At 63.2% G+C, this 20,517-nt stretch carries 18 protein-coding genes; 15 read left to right on the top strand and 3 right to left on the bottom strand.

The annotated features are described in order from the left end of the window. Genes B9A97_RS09300 through B9A97_RS09270 form a run of 7 tightly spaced genes read left to right on the top strand, consistent with a single transcriptional unit; the run spans nt 1 to nt 5,813 of the window. Entirely contained in the window at nt 1–1,002 is a 1,002-nt protein-coding gene (locus B9A97_RS09300) for a branched-chain amino acid ABC transporter permease (RefSeq protein ID WP_084365053.1), read from the top strand. Next, on the top strand, nt 989–1,738 hold the full coding sequence (locus B9A97_RS09295; RefSeq protein ID WP_084365052.1) for an ABC transporter ATP-binding protein: 750 nt from the start codon (nt 989–991) through the stop codon (nt 1,736–1,738). Before B9A97_RS09300 ends, B9A97_RS09295 begins: the two co-directional genes overlap by 14 nt. Continuing rightward, nucleotides 1,731–2,450 carry an ABC transporter ATP-binding protein gene (locus B9A97_RS09290; RefSeq protein ID WP_084365051.1) on the top strand — a complete coding sequence of 240 codons (720 nt, stop codon included), beginning with the start codon at nt 1,731–1,733 and terminating at the stop codon, nt 2,448–2,450. The genes B9A97_RS09295 and B9A97_RS09290 overlap by 8 nt, the downstream gene beginning before the upstream one ends. Before the next feature lie 21 nt (nt 2,451–2,471). Then, nucleotides 2,472–3,701 (top strand): cytochrome P450, encoded by a 1,230-nt coding sequence (locus B9A97_RS09285; RefSeq protein ID WP_244564166.1) that lies wholly within the window; start codon nt 2,472–2,474, stop codon nt 3,699–3,701. Between the two features lie 8 nt (nt 3,702–3,709). Next, nucleotides 3,710–4,033, top strand: coding sequence for a 2Fe-2S iron-sulfur cluster-binding protein (locus B9A97_RS09280; RefSeq protein ID WP_084365050.1), 324 nt, complete (start codon nt 3,710–3,712; stop codon nt 4,031–4,033). Then, nucleotides 4,030–5,277: an NAD(P)/FAD-dependent oxidoreductase gene (locus tag B9A97_RS09275; RefSeq protein ID WP_084365049.1), complete on the top strand. Its 1,248-nt coding sequence runs from the start codon at nt 4,030–4,032 to the stop codon at nt 5,275–5,277. Before B9A97_RS09280 ends, B9A97_RS09275 begins: the two co-directional genes overlap by 4 nt. Beyond that, entirely contained in the window at nt 5,277–5,813 is a 537-nt protein-coding gene (locus B9A97_RS09270) for a MarR family winged helix-turn-helix transcriptional regulator (RefSeq protein WP_084365048.1), read from the top strand. Before B9A97_RS09275 ends, B9A97_RS09270 begins: the two co-directional genes overlap by 1 nt. Before the next feature lie 17 nt (nt 5,814–5,830). Here B9A97_RS09270 and B9A97_RS09265 read toward each other — a convergent pair whose 3' ends face one another. After that, entirely contained in the window at nt 5,831–6,586 is a 756-nt protein-coding gene (locus B9A97_RS09265; protein WP_084365047.1) for a DeoR/GlpR family DNA-binding transcription regulator, read from the bottom strand. Nucleotides 6,587–6,845: 259 nt separating this feature from the next. Between B9A97_RS09265 and B9A97_RS09260 the strand changes: the two genes are divergently transcribed. The 8 genes from B9A97_RS09260 to B9A97_RS09225 all read left to right on the top strand — a co-directional run bounded on the left by B9A97_RS09260 (nt 6,846) and on the right by B9A97_RS09225 (nt 19,204). Continuing rightward, complete coding sequence (locus B9A97_RS09260) at nt 6,846–7,793, top strand: ABC transporter substrate-binding protein (protein ID WP_244564172.1); 948 nt, start codon at nt 6,846–6,848, stop codon at nt 7,791–7,793. A gap of 127 nt (nt 7,794–7,920) precedes the next feature. Next, complete coding sequence (locus B9A97_RS09255) at nt 7,921–8,937, top strand: quaternary amine ABC transporter ATP-binding protein (protein ID WP_084365045.1); 1,017 nt, start codon at nt 7,921–7,923, stop codon at nt 8,935–8,937. Between the two features lie 4 nt (nt 8,938–8,941). Then, complete coding sequence (locus B9A97_RS09250) at nt 8,942–10,966, top strand: ABC transporter permease (protein WP_084365044.1); 2,025 nt, start codon at nt 8,942–8,944, stop codon at nt 10,964–10,966. After that, entirely contained in the window at nt 10,963–11,871 is a 909-nt protein-coding gene (locus B9A97_RS09245) for a choline kinase family protein (protein ID WP_084365043.1), read from the top strand. Before B9A97_RS09250 ends, B9A97_RS09245 begins: the two co-directional genes overlap by 4 nt. After that, the gene (locus tag B9A97_RS09240) at nt 11,868–14,309 is read left to right on the top strand and encodes a GcvT family protein (protein ID WP_084365042.1); all 2,442 of its coding nucleotides are present in this window, start codon (nt 11,868–11,870) and stop codon (nt 14,307–14,309) included. Before B9A97_RS09245 ends, B9A97_RS09240 begins: the two co-directional genes overlap by 4 nt. Before the next feature lie 9 nt (nt 14,310–14,318). After that, the gene (locus B9A97_RS09235; RefSeq protein ID WP_084365041.1) at nt 14,319–16,736 is read left to right on the top strand and encodes a GcvT family protein; all 2,418 of its coding nucleotides are present in this window, start codon (nt 14,319–14,321) and stop codon (nt 16,734–16,736) included. Further along, nucleotides 16,733–17,647: a phosphotransferase family protein gene (locus B9A97_RS09230; RefSeq protein ID WP_084365040.1), complete on the top strand. Its 915-nt coding sequence runs from the start codon at nt 16,733–16,735 to the stop codon at nt 17,645–17,647. Before B9A97_RS09235 ends, B9A97_RS09230 begins: the two co-directional genes overlap by 4 nt. A 354-nt stretch (nt 17,648–18,001) precedes the next feature. Continuing rightward, nucleotides 18,002–19,204 carry a fatty acid desaturase gene (locus B9A97_RS09225; RefSeq protein WP_084365039.1) on the top strand — a complete coding sequence of 401 codons (1,203 nt, stop codon included), beginning with the start codon at nt 18,002–18,004 and terminating at the stop codon, nt 19,202–19,204. A 129-nt stretch (nt 19,205–19,333) separates the two neighbouring features. Here the strand turns inward: B9A97_RS09225 and B9A97_RS09220 are convergent, their stop codons facing one another. Then, nucleotides 19,334–19,855 (bottom strand): hypothetical protein, encoded by a 522-nt coding sequence (locus B9A97_RS09220; protein ID WP_084365038.1) that lies wholly within the window; start codon nt 19,853–19,855, stop codon nt 19,334–19,336. Continuing rightward, nucleotides 19,852–20,499, bottom strand: coding sequence for a hypothetical protein (locus B9A97_RS09215; protein WP_143530386.1), 648 nt, complete (start codon nt 20,497–20,499; stop codon nt 19,852–19,854). The genes B9A97_RS09220 and B9A97_RS09215 overlap by 4 nt, the downstream gene beginning before the upstream one ends. Nucleotides 20,500–20,517: the final 18 nt, after the last annotated feature.

Here is a 20,517-nt window from a genome sequence, read left to right as displayed (position 1 = left end):
ATGACCCTTCACGACCTCACCGCCGCCAAGCCAAGCCGTTTTGGTCGCCGCCTGCCGCTGCTTCCAGAAATTGTCATGCTGACACTGGCGATCGCGGCCTATTTTGCCTTCCCCTACGATCTGGCGCTGGTCACCCGCTTCCTGATCATGATCCTGTTCGTGCTCTCGCTCGATCTGGTCCTTGGCTATGCCGGCATCGCCACGCTGGGACATGCCGCCCTCTATGGAACGGGGGCTTATGCAGCCGGCCTTTTCGCGGTCCATGTCTCAGGCGATCCGATCATCGGTCTTGCCGTGGGTGCGGCAGCAGGCGCGGCTCTCGCCTTCGTCTCGGGGCTGCTTTTGATGCGCACCCATGGGCTTACCTTGCTGATGCTATCCATCGCCATCACGCTCATTTGCCAGGAGATTGCCAACAAGGCCCGCGACCTGACCGGTGGCGCCGATGGTTTGCGCGGCATCCGCATGGAGCCGGTGCTCGGGCTCTTCAAGTTCGATTTCGTCGGCCGCACCGGCTACTGGTATGCGCTGGTCGTCGTCTGTCTCTGCTATGTCGTCTTGAAGATCGTCACCGCCTCGCCGCTCGGCCTGTCGATCCGCGGGGTGAGAGACAGCGCCGCCCGCATGGTCGCGATCGGAAGCCCGGTCTATTGGCGGCTGGTCACGGTCTATACAATCGGCGGCGCCATCGCCGGTATTGCAGGGGCGCTCGCGGCGCAGGTCACCCAGCTCGTCAGCCTGGAAGCCTATGCCTTCAATCTCTCGGCAGAGGCGCTGATCATGCTCATCCTCGGCGGTGCCGGGCGGCTTCATGGGGCCGTGATCGGCGTCGTCATCTTCATGACGGTCCATCACGTGGCCGCGGCCGTCGACCCCTTCAATTGGCTATTCGTGATCGGCGCCATGGTACTCGCCATCGTCTTCTTCGTGCCCACGGGCATCCTGGACCTGCCAAAGGCACTTTCCTCGCTGATCAGGAGGAACAACAATGCAAGGTCTTGAAGTTCGCGGGCTCAAAAAATCCTTCGGCGGCCTGACAGTGGCGGAGAATATCGATTTCGATCTGCCGCCCGGCGCACGAAAGGCGCTGATTGGGCCGAACGGGGCAGGCAAGACCACCTTTGCCAATCTGGTGACGGGGAAACTCACCCCCAGTTCCGGCGCCATCCGCTTCGATGGCGTCGATATCGGCAATCTCGGTGAAGCCGAACGGGTGAAGCGAGGCATCGCCAAGACATTCCAGATCACAACCCTGTTCCGCACACTGACCGTGCGCGAGAACATCCGCCTGCCGATTCTGGAGCGGCTGGGACGCGGCGGGCGGATCTTCGGCCGGGCGGCCGGTGATCCCTCGGTCGAGGCCGAGATCGAGGCCCTTCTCGATCAGTTCGCGCTGATGTCCTTGGCGGACAGGCCGATCCATCTGTTGGCCTACGGGCAGCAGCGGCTCGTGGAACTAGCCCTGACGCTGGCGCTCAGGCCGCGTGTCGTCATCCTGGACGAGCCGGCGGCCGGCGTGCCCTCCAGTGAGAGCCATCTCATCCTTCAAGCCATCGAGCGACTGCCGGCCGAGTTGGCGGTGCTGATCATCGAGCACGACATGGATCTCGTCTTCCGCGTCGCCCGCTCCATCGTTGTCCTGGTCAATGGGCGCATCCTGATGGAAGGCAGCCCCCAGGAGATCAGTGGCGATCCGCGCGTACGCCAACTCTATCTCGGGGAGGCGCACCATGGTTGAAGCCGCAACCCCGATGGCCCTGACACTGGAGAATGTCACTGCCGGCTATGGCCAGACCCATATCCTGCGCGGCCTTTCGCTGGCGATCACCCGCGGCGAACGGATTGCCGTGATCGGGCGCAATGGCGCGGGCAAGACCACCATGCTGTCCACCATCATGGGCCTGTCCCGGCTGCATGAGGGGCGTATTCGCCTTGGCGAGGAAGACATTTCCCGGCTTTCGCCGCATCAGCGCTCCATGCGCGGGTTGGGTCTCGTTCCCCAGACCCGTGACATCTTCCCGTCGCTGACCGTCGAGGAAAATCTCACCGCCGTCATGCGCGGCAGCGCCTCGCTCGACGAGGCCTATGCGCTTTTCCCGCGCCTGAAGGAACGCCGCAAAAACGGCGGCACCCAGCTCTCGGGCGGCGAACAGCAGATGCTGACAATCGCCCGCACCCTGATGACCGAGCCCGAGGTGATCCTGCTGGACGAGCCACTGGAAGGCCTGGCCCCAGTCATCTGCGAGCAATTGATGCGCGCTTTCGAGCAGCTTGCCGCCGACGGACGACGCACCGTGGTGCTGGTGGAGCAGCATGCCGCTGCAGCCCTCGCCTTCGCCACACGCGCGATCGTCATCACCAACGGCGCCATCGTCTATGACGGCAGCGCCGACGCCCTCAAACAACAACCGGACTTGCTGGAGCGCCATATCGGCGTGGCCCACGGCTGACCGGCGAGGAGAGACAAGCCCATGAATATCACTATGATTGAAGGCCACAAGGTATTCGAGCCCGCATCAGGCATCCCTGTATGGGATATCGATCCCTATGCCGAGGAAATCCTCCTCGACCCCCAGGCTTATTACGCCGAACTGCGCGCCCGCGGCCCGCTGGTCTATATCCCGAAATGGTCGGTGCTGGCGTCGGGTCGCTATGACGAGACGCGGGAAATCTTTTCCGACCATGCCCGGTTCGTGTCGTCTCGCGGTGTCGGCCTCAACGACTTCAAATACGGAAAACCCTGGCGCCCGCCATCGATTATCCTCGAGGTCGATCCGCCGGATCACACCAAGACCCGCAAGGTGATGGCTCGCGCCCTTTCACCGAAGGCGATCGCGGGGCTGAAGGAGGATTTTCGGGCAGCGGCGGAAGAGATCATCGACCAGTTGATCGAGCGCGGCACCTTCGAGGCCGTGGTGGATCTGGCGGAAGCCTTCCCGGTCGCGGTCTTTCCAAAGGCCGTCGGCATGGTGGATAGCGACCGTCGCCGACTGGTGGACTACGGTGCCATGGTGTTCAACGCCCTCGGTCCGGACAACAAGTTCCGCCGCGCCGCCATGGACCAGGCAGCCGACATCGTTCCCTGGATCACCGCAGCCTGCGCCCGCGAGCGTCTGACTACCGATGGCCTGGGAGCGCTGATCTACGGGGCCGCAGATGATGGCGAGGTGACGCCGGAAGAGGCCGCCATGCTGGTTCGCTCCTTCCTGTCGGCTGGTGTGGATACGACCGTGACCGGCATTGGCAGCGCGCTGTGGTGCCTGGCATCAAACCCTGGCGAATACGAACGGCTGAAGGCCGATCCGACGCTGGCGCGCCCGTGCTTCGAAGAAGTGCTTCGCTTCACCTCCCCGGTCCACACCTTCGCCCGGACCGCGAACCAGGACACTGAAGTGGGCGGTCTCGGCATTGCCGAGGGAACCAAGATCCTGTGTGCCCTGGCCTCCGCCAATCTCGATCCGAACAAATGGGGTGAACCTGAAGTCTTCCGCATCGATCGAAAACCTGTAGGGCACATGGCGTTTGGCGCGGGCGTGCATGGCTGCGTGGGGCAGAACCTCGCCCGGCTGGAACTGGAAACGGTTCTGACGGTGCTCACGGAGAAAGTGGATCGAATCGAGTTCGCCGGAGAGGCGGTCTGGCGGCCGAACAATGCCATCCGCGCGCTCGATCGCATGCCGCTGCGGTTTGTCGGAAAGTAGGAGCTCCCATGACACGGATTGTTTTCGTCGCCCATGATGGCGCAAGGACCGAAGTTGAGGCGGACGACGGCGACAACGTCATGCGCGCGGCGCTGGCCAATGACGTCGACGGCATCATCGGCGAATGCGGCGGCTCGATGATGTGCGCCACCTGTCACTGCTATGTCGATGATGCCTGGGCGGACAAGGTCGGGCCGCGTGCCGATGGCGAGGACGACATGCTGGAAAGCGCGGTCTGCGAGGTCAGGCCGACAAGCCGGCTATCCTGCCAGATCCGTATTGCCGCCGACCTGGATGGCCTGGTCATCCATCTGCCGGAGAGCCAGACATGACGCCGGATAGCAGCAACGGGGTCGTCATTATCGGCACGGGCCAGGGCGGCTTTCAACTGGCCGCATGCCTACGCCAGGAAGGCTTTGAGGGCCCGATCACCATGATCGGCGACGAGCCGGGCCTGCCCTATCAACGCCCGCCCCTGTCCAAGGCTTATCTCAAGGACGGCCGCGTCGAGACGATCCAGCTGAGACCCGGAAGTTTCTACGAACGTAACGCGATCCGGATGATGGTGCCGGAGCGCGCGATCCGCATAGACCGCGAGCAAGGCCTGGTGGAAACGCTGACAGGAGGCCTTGTCGACTACGATCACCTGGTCCTGGCGACCGGCGCTCGCAACGCCGTGCCGCCGATACCAGGGCTGGACGCCGCCAATATCTTCGGCTTGCGCACATCGGTCGATGCCGACCGGCTGCGCGATCGGCTGGCCGTCAGGCGTCGGATTGTCGTCATCGGTGGCGGCTTCATCGGACTGGAATTCGCAGCCGTCGCGATTTCGGGCAGTCATGACGTGACGGTGGTGGAGGCCGCCTCCCGGCTGATGGCCCGCGCCATCTCTCCGGCGATGTCCGAGCATTTCCGGCGGTTCCACGAAGCGCTTGGCACACGGATTGTTCTCGGCACCGGCGTTGCGGAGGTGATCCTTGGGTCGGACGGGGCGGCCCATGGCGTTAGGCTCACTGATGGAACGGAACTGCCCTGCGACATGATCCTCTTAGCGGCAGGCGTGCGGCCCAATGTCGAACTGGCGCAGACCGCGGGATTGACCGTCGACAACGGCATCGTGGTCGATTCCACGCTTCTGACGGACGATCCGGCGATCTCGGCGCTAGGCGATTGCGCGGCCTTTCCCGATCCGGTCGGCGGCAGTCTGATCAGGCTCGAATCCGTGCAGGCCGCCAGCGACCAGGCACGCCTCATTGCCCGGCGGCTGACCGGCAAACACACATCCTATGATGCCGTCCCCTGGTTCTGGAGCGATCAGGCGGACTGGAAATTGCAGATCGCAGGGCTGGGCACCGGTGCCGACGAGGATGTCGCCGTGGAGCAGATCGGCGCCCGCAAGCTTGTGTTTCGCTTCAAAATGGGCCAGTTGTTGGCCGTGGAAACGATCAATTCCGCTGGCGAACACATGGCCGCCCGACAGCTTCTGCGACGATCGCAACCGATAACGCGCGCCATGTTGGAGGAGTGGAAGTTCGATCTTGGCGGTCTGGCAAAGGCGCTGAAAGAGTTGAGTTGATGACCCCATCCAACGGGCCAAGCAAAGGCGGCGACGCCACGGCAGCCGAAACATGCCCGGAAGGCCGGATTTCGAGCTCCATCACGACGCGGGACGGCGTCGAGATCCTCGACATCAGCAACTACATCCCCTTCTTCCTGTCCAGCATCAACAACGCGCTGTCCCGCGGCGCGTCGGCGATCTATCGCGAACGGTTCGGGATTGGCATCAGCGAGTGGCGCACGATTTCCATGCTGGCCATCGAGCCGGAAATCACCGCGGCCCGCATTTGCGAAGTCGTCAACCTCGACAAGGCCGCCGCCAGCCGGGCGCTGGCAACCCTGGACGAGATGGGCTATCTCGGCTCGGTCTCGGCCGAGACGGACCCGCGCAAGCGCACCTGGTGGCTGAATGACAAGGGCTACGAACTGCACGCGACCATCATCGAAATCGCGCTGGCCCGTGAGAAAGCCCTGATCGAGGGCGTTGATCCCCAGGATCTCGAGGCCGCGATCCGCGCCATGCGCATCATGATGAGCAATGTCAGGCGGATGTAGCCGGCAGAGCAATCTTCCTAAACTAGCAACAAGCGTGCTCCGGCCGTTTCGATGGCCTCAGCAATTTCGGTTGGTGGGGCCTTGTCGGTCGCGAGTTCGGTGATAGCGTCGAATCCGCAGACGCGCACCAGCCCCTCCCGTCCGAACTTGCTGTGGTCGGTCACCACCAATGTGCGGCGTCCGCGCATGAGCACCGTGCGGGCGAATTCCGCTTCTTCCAGGTCGTAATCCATCATGCCCTGCGCATTGACCGCACCGGTCGAGATGATGGCATGGGTGACGGAGAAGCGGTTGATGAAATCAATCGCCGTGCTGCCGAAGGCCGCACCATTGTCGCTGCGCAATTCGCCGCCGGCCATGTAGACCTTATTGTCGTTCAACGTGGCGAGCGTACGGGCGATGTCGGAGGAATTGGTGACGACGGTGAGGCGCCGATGGCCGATCAGTTCCCGCGCCAAAAAGCTCGTGGTGGTGCCGGTATCCATCATGATCGAATCACCATCCCGGATCGTCGCGGCAACCGCCGCCGCGATAGCCCGCTTCGCCTCGCTATTCTCGCGCATCCGCCGCTCGAACGGCGCCTCGCCGATCGTGGAAGCCAGGCCGATCGCGCCGTGCATCTTGATCAGGCTGCCGCTATCGGCCAGCGGCTTGATGTCCCGTCTGATCGTTTCCAGCGAGACGTCGAGCTTGCGCGCGAGCGTCGAAAGGGCCACCGTTCCCTCGTGCTCCAGCACCCGCAAGATCTCTCTCTGCCGCTTAGAAGGGGGCATCTAACTCTCCAGTCTCCCAAGGTCGGCCTGTCCAGCATGACGACCGCGCCCGCAACCGATTACCACATAATCGGTCAGATAATCACAAAATACCACAAAACGAGATTGACAAGTCCTCTCCCTTGACCCGACACTGTGGCCATACACACGTTCGTCATCAGATACGAAAAGTACGGGGAACGACGACCGGGTGCCTTGCCAGTTCTGTGGATTTTCAACGGGCTCTACTGGGAGAACTCGAATGCCTTATCTTGACCGCATGCCGAGGACAATCGCCGCAACGCTGCTGATCACCGCCTCCTGGCTCGCCACACCGGTTTCGGCGCAGGAATCTAAGGATCCGATCAAGCTGACGCTGCATGACTGGACGGGCCAGTTGATCACCACCCAGATCATGGGAGAAGTGCTCAAGAAGGCCGGTTACTCCATCGAATACGTACAGGCCGATTATCTCGCACAATTTGCAGGCCTGGAATCCGGCGACCTGCATGTCGCCATGGAAATCTGGGAAACGACAGGGCGCGAGGCCATGGATGCCGCGACCGCAACCGGCAAGGTGGAAAACCTTGGCGAAACCGGGATGCAGGCCAAGGAAGAGTGGTGGTTCCCCGAATACATGAAGGAGAAGTGCCCCGGCCTGCCCAAATGGGAAGCGCTGAAGGAAGAGGCTTGCGCCGAAGCCTTCTCGACAGCGGAAACGGCACCGAAGGGTCGCTATCTCGGCGGCCCGGTGACCTGGGGCGGCTTCGACGACGAGCGTGTCGAAGCCTTGGAACTGCCGTTCGAAGTGGTTCACGCCGGCACGGATGCAGCACTCTTCGCAGAGCTGGAAAGCGCCTATCAGCGCAAGGCGCCGATCATGCTGTGGATCTACGCGCCGCATTGGGCGCCGGCAAAGTACAAGGGCGAATGGGTCGAATTCCCGACCTATACCAAGGAATGCTACAACGAACCTGCCTGGGGTTCCAATCCCGACATGGCCTATGATTGCGGCAAGCCTTTCGGACCGATCTGGAAAGTCGGCTGGTCCGGCGTGAAGGACAAGTGGCCGGGTGCCTACCAGGCCATCAAGGCCTTCAATCTCAACAATGACGAGATGGGGGCGATGATCACCAAGGTCGACCTTGAGGGCAAGAAGGTTGACGAGGTCGCGGCCGAATGGGTCAGCGCCAACGAGGCCCGCTGGTCCGGCTGGATCAAGAAGTAACAAGCCTGGCTGAGGTCTCCCGCGTTGCGCTGCTGCGCGGGTGACCGTTCCCCGGACAGGCCGGCCCCTGGAAACGGACCGGCCGTCATTCGTCCTGTCATCAGCGGAAGTGCCCTGCGGAACTGCCATGTCGACTGAAGCCAAACTCGTCTGCCGCAATGTCTGGAAGATATTCGGTACAGGCGCACGGGAAGCCTTGCTCGCCGCGGGGGGAACGCCGGCGCCGCAGGACTTCCTTCGTGCGGGTCTCGTCGGCGCCGTCAGGGATGTCAATCTGGAGGTTCGAACCGGCGAGATCTTCGTGATCATGGGCCTGTCTGGCTCCGGCAAATCCACACTGGTGCGCTGCCTCTCCCGGCTGATCGAGCCCACCTCGGGCGAAATCCTGTTCAATGGCGAAAATCTGCTATCCGCCAGCGAGGCGCGGATGATCGAGATCCGCCGCCACCAGATGGGCATGGTGTTTCAGCATTTTGCCCTGCTGCCGCATCTGACGGTGCTCGACAATGTCGCCTTCCCGCTGGAGGTGCAGGGCATCGACCGAGCAAGACGCGACGAACGGGCGCGGCGCATGATCGAACTGGTCGGGCTTGCCGGCAAGGAGAGTGTCTTTCCGCGCCAGCTTTCGGGCGGCCAGCAGCAGCGCGTCGGCATTGCCCGCTCGCTCGCCGTCGAGCCGGAACTGTGGTTCCTGGACGAACCTTTCTCGGCGCTCGACCCGTTGATCAGGCGGGAAATGCAGGACGAATTCATGCGTCTGCAATCCGTGCTGAAGAAGACCATCGTCTTCATTACCCATGATTTCGACGAAGCGATCCGGCTGGCCGATCGTATCGCCATCATGAAGGACGGGGAGATCGTCCAGGCCGGCACGCCGGAAGAACTGGTGCTAGCGCCGGCGACGGACTACGTCGCCGAATTCACCCGCAACGTCGCACGCGCCAAGGTGATCAAGGTTGCCTCGCTGAAGCAGGCCTTGGGCGGCTCGCTTCCGCCGATCACGATCCGCGACACGGCATCGGTTGCGGAAGCGGCGCCGTTGTTTGCAGCAGCGGGAGAAACGCTCGCTGTCATGGATTGCACTGGCCAGACGGTCGGAATTTTGCGGCGCAGCGATGTCGTCGATGTGATGATGCAGGGGTGACGCGATGAGCGAGGTTTCCGCATCACCGTTCAGCTCTGTTGCGACCACCGCTCCGGCGCCTTCGACCCGCTTCGCCACCTTGGCCCTGACCGTCGTCGGCGCCCTGGTGCTTCTGGCCTGGTGGCTCGGCCCATCCCTCGGCAAATGGGCGTTCGATTATCCTCGCGGCTGGCAGATACCCGCAGCCCGCCATATCAGCCAATGGATGAAATGGCTGGTCAACGAGGCAAGCCTCGGCCTCTTCTCCTTCACCGACCTCACGCGGTTCATCGCCGGGCTGATCGACATTCCCTACACGCTGGCGCTCAGCCTGCTTTCTACCGGCTTCCTCTCCGGCCAGGGCTCGGCGGCGGTGCAGGTGGTGCCGCCGCTCTCCTATCTCGGCGTCATCATCCTGGTCGGCCTGATGGGATATCATGCGGGCGGGCGGCGCCTGGCGGCCCTTGTCGTGGTGTGCTTTGGTTTTCTCGCCGTTTTCGGCCAATGGACAAGCGCCATGGTCACGCTGGCATCGATCCTGGTTGCCGTGCCGATCGGCGTCGTCCTGGGCCTGCTGCTCGGTCTCGCCGGCTATCGCTGGCCGCTGGTCGAGCGGGCGATTACGCCGCTTCTCGACCTGATGCAGACCATACCGATCTTTGCCTATCTGGTGCCCATCCTGTTCCTCTTCGGCTTCGGGCCGACGGCGGCGATCGTCGGCACCCTGATCTATGCCATGCCGCCGATGGTCCGGATTACGATCCTCGGATTGCGCGCAGTACCCTCCGAGATCCGGGATCTCGGGCACATGGTCGGCTGCTCCCGCCGCCAGATGACCTGGAACGTCATGGTGCCCTCTGCGGCCGACGCCTTGATGGTCGGCGTCAACCAGGTCATCATGCTGTCGCTGAACATGGTAATCATAGCCTCGATGATCGGGGCCGGAGGTCTCGGCTTCGATGTGCTCGCCGCCCTGCGCCGGCTCGATATCGGCGCCGGTTTTGAGGCGGGCTTTGCCATCGTGGCGCTCGCCGTCGCGCTCGATCGGCTAAGCCAGGCCTTTGCCCGGAAATCCGGTGTTCCCGCGGTCGGCGCCGCGGAAGGGCGAAACCTGGTGCAGCGCCATCCCTATCTGTCGGCCGCCCTTGCCGTCATCCTTCTCAGCCTGCTGGCAAGCTGGCTGTCGCCCGCGCTTGCCGCTATGCCGGACAGTTGGACGCTGTCGACCGGAACCTTCTGGAACGAGGTCGTCGGATGGATCAATATCAACTTCTTCGACGCGCTCGAGGCCATCCGCACGACCCTGCTGCTGCATCTGCTGGTGCCGTTCAAACGCTTCCTTGCGGAACTGCCATGGGTCGGGGTCGTCGCGCTGCTGGCCATCGCCGGCTACCGGCTGGGCGGCCTGCGACTGGGGCTCCTGGCAGGGCTGCTCTCCTTTCTCATTGCCGCAACAGGCCAGTGGGAAAAGGCCATGGTGACGGTCTATCTCTGCAGCATAGCGGTGGTGATCGCCAGCCTGATCGGCATACCCTTGGGCATCATCGCTTCGGAACGCGATCGGCTATGGCGCTGGCTGCAGGTGGTGATCGACACGCTGCAGACGCTGCCCTCCTTCGTCTATCTCATGCCGGCGGTCATGCTGTTCCGGGTGGGTGATTTCACCGCGCTCATTGCCATCGTCGCCTACGCCGTGGCACCGGCTATCCGATACACCGTGCTGGGACTGCAGCGCGTCGATCCCCGGGTGGTCGAAGCAGGTCGCGCCATGGGCTGCACGCCCTGGCAGATCCTCACCAAGATCAAGCTGAAGCTCGCCCTTCCGGAAATGCTGCTCGGTCTCAACCAGACCATCATGTTCGCCCTCTCCATGCTGGTGATCACGGCGCTTGTCGGCACCCGTGACCTCGGCCAGGAGGTCTATATCGCGCTCACCAAGGCCGATACCGGGCGTGGTCTCGTCGCCGGGCTTGCCGTGGCTTTCATCGCCATCATCGCCGACCGGATGATATCGGCCGGCGCGGCGCGCATCAGGGAGCGCATCGCATGAGCGCTGTGTCCGTCAGCCCGACCCTTGAAGACCGCATCGCCGCCCTCCCTTGCTGGAACGGTGCGATTGAAATCTCCGTCCTCAAGGGCGGCCTCAGCAATGAGAGCTTCGTTGTCCGCGATGCCTCCGGCCGCCATGTCGTGCGCTTCGGCATCGATTTTCCGTTTCACCAGGTCTATCGCGATCGCGAACTGATGACGGCGCAGGCCGCCCACGAAGCCGGCTTCGCGCCGCAGGTGGAATATGCAGAACCTGGCGTGATGGTATCTGCCTTCCTGGATGCGAAGACCTTCTCTGCCGAAGATGTCGCCACCGAACGCGAGCGGATCGCCCTGCTCCTGCGCCGCTTCCACAAGGAAATGCCGCGCCATGTCTCCGGCCCCGGCTTCATGTTCTGGCCGTTTCATGTGGTGCGCGATTATGCCCGAACGCTTCAGGCCGGCGGCAGCCGGATGATCCCGGAACTCGCGCGCTACCTCGTCCTCGCTGAGGAGTTGGAGGCGGTCCAGGTGCCTCTCCCAATCGTCTTTGCCCATAACGATCTTCTTCCGTCGAACCTCCTGGATGATGGCGAGAAGCTCTGGCTGATCGATTTCGAATATGCCGGCTTCTCGACCGCCATGTTCGATCTGGCCGGCGCGACCTCGAATGCCGGCCTCACGCCCGACCAGTCCGAGGATTTCCTCGTCGCCTATTTCGGCGGCGCTCCGTCGCTCGATATCCGCCGCTCGCTTGCGGCGATGCAATGTGCCTCGCTGTTGCGCGAGGCAATGTGGAGCATGACCTCCGAACTCTACCTCAATGCGCCCGGTGCCGATTACGTCGGCTACACGGCCGAAAACCTAAAGCGCCTGCAAGAAGCGCTCGATCACTATCACTCAGTCTACGGGAAACACGTCTCATGACCCTGCCCTCCCATGCCCAGATCGTCGTCATCGGCGGCGGCATCATCGGCTGCTCCACGGCCTATCACCTGGCCAGGGATCACAAGGCCGATGTGCTGCTGATCGAACAGGGCACGCTAACCTCCGGCTCGACCTGGCACGCAGCCGGCCTTGTCGGCCAGCTGCGCTCCTCGGCCTCCATCACGCGCGTCCTGAAATACTCCGTCGAGCTCTACAAGGGTCTTGAGGCCGAGACCGGGCTGGCAACCGGCTGGAAGATGACCGGCTGCCTACGGCTTGCCACCAACCAGGACCGCTGGACCGAGTTCAAGCGGCTGGCCACGACGGCCGGCAGTTTCGGCATGGAGATGCATCTTGTCTCACCGGAAGAAGTGAAGCGGATGTGGCCGCTGATGAATGTCGAGGATCTCGTCGGCGCCAGCTGGCTGCCCACCGACGGACAGGCAAGCCCCTCCGACATCACCCAGTCGCTTGCCAAAGGTGCGCGCATGCATGGCGCCAGGATCGTCGAGAACGTGCGCGTCACCGGTTTCGAGATGAAGGACGGGCGCATCACCGCCGTGAAGACCAGCGACGGCGATGTCGCCTGTGAAAAGGTCGTCAACTGCGCCGGGCAATGGGCGCGCCAGGTCGGCGCGATGGCGGGCATCAACGTGCCGCTGCAGGCGGTCAAGCACCAATACATCATCACCGAGAAGATCGAGGGCCTCTCCACCGACGCCCCGACCATCCGCGATCCGGATCGGCGCACCTATTTCAAGGAAGAGGTTGGCGGTCTGGTGATGGGCGGCTATGAGCCCAATCCGCAGCCCTGGCTGACCGGCGACCTCCCCGACGACTGGGCCTTCCGCCTGTTCGACGACGATTTCGACCATTTCGAACAGCATATGATGCAGGCCATCGAGCGCGTTCCGGCGCTGGAACATGTCGGCGTCAAGCAGATGATCAATGGTCCGGAAAGCTTCACGCCCGACGGCAATTTCATCCTGGGCGCAGCGCCCGAGTGCAAGAACATGTTCGTCGGCGCCGGATTCAACGCCTTCGGCATTGCCTCGGGCGGCGGCGCCGGCTGGGTGCTGGCGCAATGGGTGGTGGATGGAGAGGCCCCGCTCGATCTCTGGGTGGTCGACATCAGGCGCTTTGCCAGCATGCACCGCGATCGGCAATGGGTCTGCGACCGCACGGTGGAGGCCTATGGCAAGCACTACACCATCGCCTTCCCGCATGAGGAATATGAAAGCGGCCGCCCGCGGCTCGTCTCGCCGCTCTATGATCGGCTGAAAGACTCGGGCGCCGTGTTCGGGTCCAAACTTGGCTGGGAGCGGCCCAACTGGTTCGCCCCTGAAGGCACGGAGCCAAAGGACATCTACTCCATGGGCCGGCAGAACTGGTTCGGGGCGGTCGGCGACGAACACCGCCACGTGCGCGAGGCCGTGGGCGTGTTCGACCAGTCATCCTTCGCAAAGTACGAGCTGGCTGGCCCCGATGCCCAGAAGGCACTCGACTGGATCTGTGCCAACGACGTCGCCAAGCCGGTCGGCCGGCTGACCTATACGCAGCTTCTGAACACCCGCGGCGGCATCGAGGCCGATATCACCGTCGCCCGCATCGCCGAGGACCGATTCTACATCGTCACCGGCACCGGCTTCCGCACCCATGACTTCGGATGGATATCAGACCATATTCCTGACGGCCTGAACTGCACCCTCTCGGACATGACAGAGGATTGGGGCACGCTCTCGCTGATGGGTCCGAGGGCACGGGACGTGCTGGCCGCCGTCACATCAGCTGATGTCTCCAATCCGGCCTTCCCCTTCGGCCATGTCCGCGAAATCGAGATCGCCGGCACGACCGTCAGGGCGCTGCGCGTCACCTATGTCGGCGAACTCGGCTGGGAACTGCATATTCCGATCAAGGCACTGGGACAGGTTTACGATGCGCTCATGGCCGCCGGTGCCAGCCATGGCATCCGCCCGATCGGTTACCGTGCCCTGGAATCCCTGCGTCTGGAAAAGGGATACCGGGCCTGGAGCTCAGACATCACCCCGAACGACACGCCGTTCGAAGCCGGCCTCGGCTGGGCGGTCAAGCTGCGCAAGAATACCGATTTCCTCGGCCGTCGCGCGCTTGAAGCGCTTGCCGGACAACCACTCAAGAAGCGGCTGATGGGCTTCACCGTCGATGACCAGGCGATCGTGCTCGCCGGCCGCGAAACGATCCTCCGCAATGGCCAGCCGGTCGGCTATCTCACCAGCGGCGGCTATGGCTACACGCTCGGAAAGAATATCGGCTACGGCTATGTCCGCAATCCCGATGGCGTCAGCGACGACTATCTTAAGAGCGGCAGCTACGAGCTCGTCGTCGCGGCGGAAAAGACGCCCGCCACCATCCACTTCGGGCCGATGGTCGACCCGGCCATGGACAAGATCAAGGCCTGAGGTTTCAAGATGACATTCCGCGCAGACCGTCACGTCCATATCCTGATCATCGGCGGCGGTGCGATCGGCACCTCGGTCGCCTACCACCTTGCCCGCGATGGGGCCAAGGATGTCCTGCTGGTCGAAAAGGCCATGCTCACCCATGGCTGCACCTGGCATGCCGCCGGCCTCGTCGGTCAGCTCCGGGGTAAGCGCAACCTCACCCGGCTGATGCAGAATTCGGTCGCGGTCTTTGACCGGCTTGAGGAGGAAACCGGCCAGCATATCGCCTGGAAGAAGGTCGGCTCGCTGCGGCTCGCCGGCAGCCCGGAACGCTGGAGCGAAATCCGCCGGTCGATGACTCAGGCGAAGAGCTTCGGCGTCGAATGCTACTCGCTCTCCGCGGATGAGGCGGCGGGTCGCTTCCCCTATATCGTCAAGGACGGCATCGAGGGTGCCGCCTTCATCCCCGGCGACGGCTACATAGACCCCTATTCATTAACCATGGCCTATGCCAAGGGCGCACGGATGAACGGCGCCAGGATCGAAGAGGGCGTCACCGTCGAGGAGATCGTCATCGAGAACCGCCGCGTCGTCGGGGTGGCGACGAATGGCGAAACCATATCCTGCGATATTCTCGTCAACTGTGCCGGTCTCTGGGCCAAGCGCGTGGGCGAGATGGCCGGCGTGGCGCTGGCGGCTGGCGTGGTGGAGCATCAGTATTTCCTCACCGAGAAGAAACTCACCCTGCCGCCTGATCTCACCACGCTACGCGACCCCGACAACAATTTCTATCTCAAGCCCGACACGGGTTCTTTCGCCATCGGCGGCTGGGAGGACGGTTCGAAGGGCTGCTGGCGCGGCAAGCCGCCGGTCGATTTCGGGCGGGAATTGTTCGAGCCGAACTGGGAGCGACTGGAGCTTTTTGCGCTGCCGGCTGCCTCGCGCATCCCGGCCTTGAACGAAATCGGCATCCAGACGGTCATCAATGGTCCCATTCCCGTCTCGTTCGATGGCGAGCCGATTATGGGCCTAGCGCCGGAATTGGACAACTTTTACGTCGCCTGCGGCTTCACCGCCGGCATCGCGGCATCGGGCGGTGCGGGCCTTGCTCTCTCCAATCTCATCCTGCATGGCGATGCCGGCATGGACCTGTGGCCGTTCGACGTCAGGCGCTTCGGCAAGGTCCACGCCCAGGGGCGCTATCTGGAGGAGCGCGCCATCGAGGCTTATGGCGCCTATTACAAGGTGCATTGGCCGGGCGAGGAGGCCCAAGCCGTGCGCGGTCTGCGGCGCTCGCCGCTCCACGATGCCATGGCAAAAAGTGGCGCCGTCTTCGGCTCCAAATTCGGCTGGGAACGCCCGAACTGGTTTGCGCCTGCCGGCACCGAGGCCAAGGACATTCCTTCCTTCGAGGGCAAGCCGAGCTGGTTCGACGCTGTTGGCAACGAGGTGAAGGCGATCCGCGAGCGCGCCGCCCTGATCGACCAGTCCTCCTTCTCGAAATTCGAAATCAGTGGTTCAGGGGCCTTGGCCGCCATGCAGAGGATCGCCGCCAATGATCTCTCCGGTCCGCCAGGAAAGGCAGTCTATACCCAGCTATGCAACGAACGGGGTGGCATCGAGGCCGATGTCACGATCGTGCATCTGGCGGATAATCTGCTCTACCTGATCACCGGCTCCGGCTTCGGTGTGCGGGATTCCAACTGGATCTCCCGCCACCTGCCCGAGGGAATTCGCCTGCGCGACGTTACCAATCGCTTTGCCACGCTCAACATCTGCGGTCCGCGCGCCCGCGACATCCTGCAAAGCGTGTCCGACGACGATCTCTCCAACGCCGCCTTTCCCTTCCTCGCCGCCCGGCACATCGAGATCGGCGCGGCAACGGCGCTGGCCGTGCGGATCGGTTATGTCGGTGAACTGGGCTACGAACTCTATATCGAGCAGGACTATGCCGCCCATGTCTACGACACGCTGAAGGCGGCGGGAGCCCCCTTCGGCATCGCCGATGCCGGCTACCGCGCCATCGACGCGGCCCGCATGGAGAAGGGTTATCTCTACTGGTCCGGCGACATCACACCGGATTATAACCCCTATGAGGCCGGGCTTGGGTTCTGCGTCGCCCTGGACAAGGAGGATTTCATCGGTCGCGACGCCCTGACGGACATCAAGGCGAAAGGCGTGACGCGCAAACTCGTCTCCTACACGGTCAACGGCTTTGCACCATTCCATGGCGGCGAGGCGGTCATATACAATGGCAAGGTCGTCGGCTCGACCGCCAGCACCGGCTATGGCTACACGCTCGGCAAGACCATCGCCTTCGGCTACCTGCCGACAGAGATCGCCGCTCATGAAGACTTCGAGATCGAGGCCTTCGGCAAGACCTATCGGGCGCGCCGCGGCGCCCGCACCCTCTATGACGCCAAGATGGAGAGGCTGAAGGCATGAACAGCACCGCCGAGATCGCGCTTGCCCGCGAAACAATCAGGACGATCCCGCTGCTTGACCGTTACGATGGTCCAATCGAGAGGCTCGGCGGCCTGACCAATCTGGTCTTTCGGCTCGGAGATGTCTGCCTGCGCATTCCCGGCAAAGGGACCGAGGAATATATCGACCGGGCCAACGAGATGGTCGCGACGGCAGCAGCCGCCGATGCATTGGTCGCCCCGCAGGTCATCTATGCGGATGCCTCGAGCGGCGTCTTCGTCTCCCGCTTCGCGGAGGGTGCAAGGACCATGACGCCGGAGGGGTTTCGCACCGTCGCGGGCGCTCCCGCCCGTGCCGGTGAAGCCTTCCGGCGCCTGCACGACAGCGGCGCCGTCTTCCCGGCACGCTTCGAACTCTTCGCGATGATCGACAGCTATCTCGGCGTCCTCTCCACCAAAGATGTCGCCTTGCCCCAAGGCTATCACGAGGTGCTGAAAGAGGCCGAAGCCGTGCGCGCCGCCCTTTCCGCCCATCCACTGCCCACCGTCGCCTGCCATTGCGATCCGCTCTGCGAAAACTTCCTCGATACCGGCGAGCGCATGTGGATCGTCGATTGGGAATATTCCGGCATGAACGATCCCATGTGGGATCTCGGCGACCTCTGCGTCGAGGGCGGCTTCGGCCCCGAGCAGGAAGACGAGATGATCCGCGCCTATTTCTCCGGCACCCCGACCCCTGCGGAGCGCGGCCGCATCACCATCTACAAGGCCATGTGCGATCTGCTTTGGACACTATGGGGCCTGATCCAGCTCGCCAACGACAACCCCGCCGACGACTTCCGCGCCTATGCCGACACCCGCTTCGCCCGCTGCCGCGCGCTGATGCAGACCCCTGAATTTGCCCAGGCGGTCAGGACGGTGAAGGCGGGCTGATCTCCTGTAGCCTTCTGTCGCGCGGAGGGCTGGCTCGGAAAAGTCCGAGCGGCCCAACTCGGTGACATGCGGAGGAAGCTCGTCGCGCATCAACGAATTTAGTCTGCTGGGTGACACCTCAAGACGCTCAAAGGCCAATGGTGAAACCGGTTCTCCAACCAGGAGACCGTCGCGCCCCCATGTTCCCTTAAGCCGATATCTTCCGGTCTGACCTTGCCGCCCTTCTGCGTGGTGGAAACCACGTGGCAGATCAACGGCGACGCGTTGGCGCGCTCAAAAAAATTTCATTTCGGACCATCCAAAACGCGGGGGCTATGGCGGGGCAGGTTGCCAACCACACCACAGGAGGTCAACATGGCAACCGCATTTAACCCCGAAAACCTGGTATCCGGCCGCAAAGGCAACAAGACCCTCAAGGCGATTTACGACGATATCGCCCGTATGCCTCGCGCCGCCAGGGCATTCGCCTACGAACTGACGGGGCTGCCCGCGCCCGGCTCCACCGTTCCTGCGTTCCGGCCGTTTCTCGCGTTGGTGCGCGACATCGTCTGGACCGGTGCTTTCGCCGGCGTGGCGGGCGTCAGCGCGCAGATGGCCGCGGAGGGTACGTTTCCGCTCATCACCGGCGGCATTGCCTTTTACGCCGCATTGGGCGTCACGGGCCGGCTGCGGCGCATGAGTGTCGGCCATGTGCATGAGGCCGGCCACGACGTCGTGACGAGACATCTGATGAAGAAGGGCTGGAGCAAGACAGCGGCGGAACGCGCCACACATGTCATTCAGGACGTCGCCAGCATCTTTTCCATCACCCGCAACGGTGAGGACTATGCCCACGATCACGACAAGCACCACGACGTGAAAAATCTTGGTACGGAACGCGACCCTGACGGCGCGGACATGAAGGCTGACGGTTTCTGGACCGGCGTTTTCAGGACCAAGCGTGACTTTTATACCAAGCTGGCCCTGACGCTGTTCAATCCGGTCTGGCACATCAAGAAGCTCGGCGCGCGGCTGCACAGCAATTTGCTGCGCGGGTCCTGGCCGCGCCGCGCCGCGGCACTGGCCATGCTCACAGTGCTTGTCGGGAGCGCCTTCATCCTGCCGCTTCCGGCATGGCTTGCCGCGATCGCCCTGCCATGGACGGTGATGTACAACATGGCCTCCCTGCTGCAGGTTCTGACCAAGCACACCTACGGCCACAAGGGCGGTGCGCCGAAGCTGCAGGATCAGGCCCGACGCTGCCACGAGCGCATCGCCTATCACCTGATGCCGAAGGGGGCAGAGGCCACTCCGCTGGCTTGGCTGGCATGGGTGGCGCAGATCGCTTTCATTGATGTGCCGGCGCGTCTCGCCGTGCTCGACCGCAGCATGGCCGGGCATGGGTGGCACCACCTTGCATGGCCCGCCGACCGCAAGTTTGACGACTGGACCAACACGATCTTCCGGATGATGGAATATCGCTGCGCGCCAGAGGCACCCGCTGCGGCGGCAACGCCGGTCCTTCTGGGGCCGGAAACAACCCTCGAGCGTCAGGCCCGCTTCCAGACCCGCGCCTGACGGGACGACGCAAAATCCAGAAGGGGCGGTGAGAGCCGCCCCTCAGTCGCTGAAAGGCCCGTCGACAAAAATCGACGGGTTTTTCAGCAGTCTGACCTCCGCCGTTGGCGGAGATCATGATATCAGGCCCTATTGGGCTTCGGCTCGGATATCGCGGATGCGCTTCAGCAGATCGTCTACAGGGACACCCTCCGCCTGCCGCCGCGCATCTTCACGGATTCGGTCGTTGGCAGCCGACCGCATCCCCTTTTCGATCTGCATGATCCGGGCTTCACGTGCTCTGGCTTCGGCTTTCAGCCCTGTGATTTCGGCCCGCAACGTCTCCTTTTCACTCGCCAGCCGTTGCAGCTTGTCCAGTTCGGACTGTACCGCTGCAAGTTGCCGCCGCTTGGCCGTAATCTCCTGCGCCAACGACGTTGCTTCGCGGTTGGTGCTGGCCAGCCGCGCTTGCAGTCCGGCATTGGCGGATTGCAGGGAACCGGCACGCGCGCCCAGAGCAGCAAGGCGCCGGTCATACGCGCCGGTCGTCGTGCCACAAACGCCGCCGGCGAGCCCGCCCTCGCGCGGATCGGTGGTCACGTTGCTACAGCAGCCCGAAAGGATGAGGCCGGTTAAACCAACCAGGCAAAATTTCCAGAAGATTGCCCTCATCGGACCTGCCCTCTGATGTCGGTCAATGACCGCCGGGCATTGATCAATTCCCTCTGCTTCGCTTCGGCCGTACCGATCTGAGAATTGAAGGCAGAACTGTTATTGTAGCGCGCTTTCAACGACTTCAGCTGAGCGATTTCACGCTCGGATGCCGCGATCGCGGCAGAAAGAGCCGACTCGTCGTCGCTGATCGAGGAGGCGAGGGTCTGCCTCTGGGACGCCGATGCCTTCTTGAGCGCCGCCGCTTCCGTGCGGCGCTGTCGCACAAGCGCGGAGGCTGTCGAGACCATCCCGGAAAGCTTGGCGTTGTTGGCTCTAGCCTGGCGTATTACGGCATTGAGCGAGTCCTCCCTCTCCACGTAACTGCGCTTCCTGTCGGCGATATCCTTGCCGGCAATTCCGCCGACAGCACCGCCGATGGCCGCGCCGATCAGTCCGTTTCGCGCTACGTCGCGGCCGCTGCCTCCCGCCGCTGCCGTGATCAATGCCGTGGCCACTCCGCCAACGACAGCGCCGACCGACACTGCTTCGACGATCGTGCGGCGGTAATCGTCCGTTTGGGCCACAAGACGCGAACGTGTCCCCGATTTGCTGCTGATACTGCCGCCCCCTGTTGTCTCACAGGACACGAGCGTCAACGACAAGGCCGCACACAATGCTAG

Source organism: Rhizobium sp. RU36D, from assembly GCF_900176345.1.
GTDB lineage: Bacteria > Pseudomonadota > Alphaproteobacteria > Rhizobiales > Rhizobiaceae > Allorhizobium.
Note: the sequence above shows the minus strand (reverse complement) of the source record. Positions and strands in the feature narration are given on the sequence as shown.